This is a genomic window from Streptomyces sp. NPDC020362 (genome assembly GCF_040642095.1).
Classification (GTDB): Bacteria; Actinomycetota; Actinomycetes; order Streptomycetales; family Streptomycetaceae; genus Streptomyces.
In genome coordinates, this window is the sequence record NZ_JBFAET010000454.1 from 1 (window position 1) to 2,119 (window position 2,119).

A 2,119-nucleotide genomic window follows, 5' to 3' on the forward strand; every position below is an offset into this window, starting at 1 on the left:
CCGCATGGCCGGTTCCGACGGGCATCCGGAGCGGCCGCGGCCGCCGTCTCACCAACAGAACGGAGCGAACCATATGGGCACAGATGGTGATGAAGGTCGGAACAGCACCGGCGAAGGCGGTCAGAGCGATGACGCCGAGCGCCGGGCGACCGAGAAATTCATCAACGACCTGCTGGCTCGGGGCGAGGCGGTTTTCGAGGGCGAGGAGCCGACGCCGAGTACGACGCACGTCATCAAGCGCGAGGACGACGGACGGCTCACCGCCCGCCGTCTGCGCTTTCTCCACTGATTCCGCTGACTGCTCAGTCGAAGCACCGCCGGACCAGGGCGAGGCCCTCGCCGGTCGCGCTCCGTGTGATCTCGTGCGTCTTGAGCCGGGTGGGCCTGTCGTCGGCGAAGGCCCCGGCGGAGCGGTGCTCCTCGGGCACGTGGACGCGGCCCTGGCGGAAGAGGTCCTCGAGGTACGACGTGGCGACCCGCTCGGGATCGGCAGGCCGCAACGAACCGCCGGCGGGGGCGGAGCCCGCGATGCCGAACCGTCGTTCCTCAGCCGGGGCAGCGAGGGTGAGGGGCTGCGTGACGCCGTACGCCGACCCGTGGACCGTGACGGGGGTGAGACCCTCGTCGTCACCACCGCCCGGCGTCGCCTCGGCGATTCCGGCGCCCCGGCGTGCCATCTCCGGCGCGGTGACGGACGCGGCGGCCTCCAGGGAGAGGATGCCGTGACGGATGAACGCCGACCGCAGGGACTGGCCGTACATACCGCCGTTCCGGCGCTGGTCCGCGGCGATCATATGACCCGCGACCTGTGCGTAGTAGGCGGACACCACGGGCGCGGCTACGACGGCGTCCACCAGCAGCTGTCCCGCGATCTCGGCCGACCTGGCCAGGCCTGCCTGGTCCTGCAGGTCCTGCTGCCGGAAGATCCCGGCGACGATCTTCAGGAACGCGCCGCTGAACACCCGGGAGAACGAGTGCGGCTCGCTGGAGAGCGTGTTCGCCGGCCCGATCGGCGGCAGCTCCACCGGGTCGCGGTAGAAGAAGCTGTTCGAGAGGTTGCGCAGGCAGTCCGGGTCGACCGCGTTCGGGTGGCCCTGGCGGATCGCCCAGCCCAGTTGCTCGGCCGTCCTCGACACCCGCGAGGACAGTTCGAGGTCGCCCTGGGTCTCGGCCAGTACCGCGATCCGCAGCGATTCCAGCCGCAGCGAGCCCAGCAGGGCGCTGATGTCCCCGAACGCTTCGTGCAGGGAGGCCGTCTCCGCGCTCGCTGCGTTGAACAGCTGAGGACGCAGGGCGTCGAGGACCGCGTGACCTGTCTCGTGCTCGACGACCTCGTTGCTCTCGCACGAGGCGACGGTGACGCCTGCCACCGTGCGGCGGAAGAACCACAGGCCTTTGCGGTCGTAGAAGGCGTTGAGGTCGTTTCCTGCGTCGAGGTGTGCGGTGAGGGCGCGGCCGACCTGCGGATGCCAATGGGTTCCGGTCGGGACGAGAGGCCCCCAGGTCTGGGCGGCTCTGCTGAGCGCGTCGGCCGCCACCCAGTAGCGGAATGCCTCCGTGCCGGGCCCGGCGCTGTCCGGCTGCGGCGCGGTTTCGGCGATGGCCGTCGGGAAGGGCTGGGTGTCGAGCTGAGGAACGGGATGCGGTACGGGCATGTTGACCTGCGGAGGAAATCCGGGGTCGTCCTCGTACACCAGAACCGTAGGGATCGCAGCTTGCTGTTGCTGCACCGTCATGGTGCCTCCGTAAGGGCGGAGAGATTACGGATGATGGAATCCCCCACAGGGAAGCTCTTGGGCAAGAGTCCCTCGTGCTCAGTACGGGGCTCCGGCAGCCCGGTGTCAATTCGAACAGAAGCAGGGCCGGCCGTGTCCGGCCGGTAGTGGCAGCAGACGACCGGGAGGTCGCTCCTGTCCTGTGGCCGGTGGTATCTGCTACCAGATCCGGTGTCGCGATACGGCCAGACGAGTGACGGTGAAAGCGTCAGCCGCGGCAAGGCCGCCGTGGTCGGGCAGAGACACCCGTGGCAGCCCCCGCGACTGAAGCCTGTGGGGGCGGACGGCGTCTCGGTGCCCGCGACCGGCAGCATGCGGCCGGGACTGACGAAGGGCCCGGCGGC

At 69.8% G+C, this 2,119-nt stretch carries 1 protein-coding gene and 1 pseudogene; one reads left to right on the forward strand and one right to left on the reverse strand.

The genetic code is table 11. The features are described from left to right. A pseudogene (locus tag AB0H32_RS48115) lies at positions 1–289 on the forward strand (hypothetical protein); the annotation flags it as partial. 13 nt (positions 290–302) lie between these two features. Here the strand turns inward: AB0H32_RS48115 and AB0H32_RS48120 are convergent. After that, complete coding sequence (locus AB0H32_RS48120; RefSeq protein ID WP_361136025.1) at positions 303–1,736, reverse strand: hypothetical protein; 1,434 nt, start codon at positions 1,734–1,736, stop codon at positions 303–305. Between the last annotated feature and the right edge of the window lie 383 nt (positions 1,737–2,119).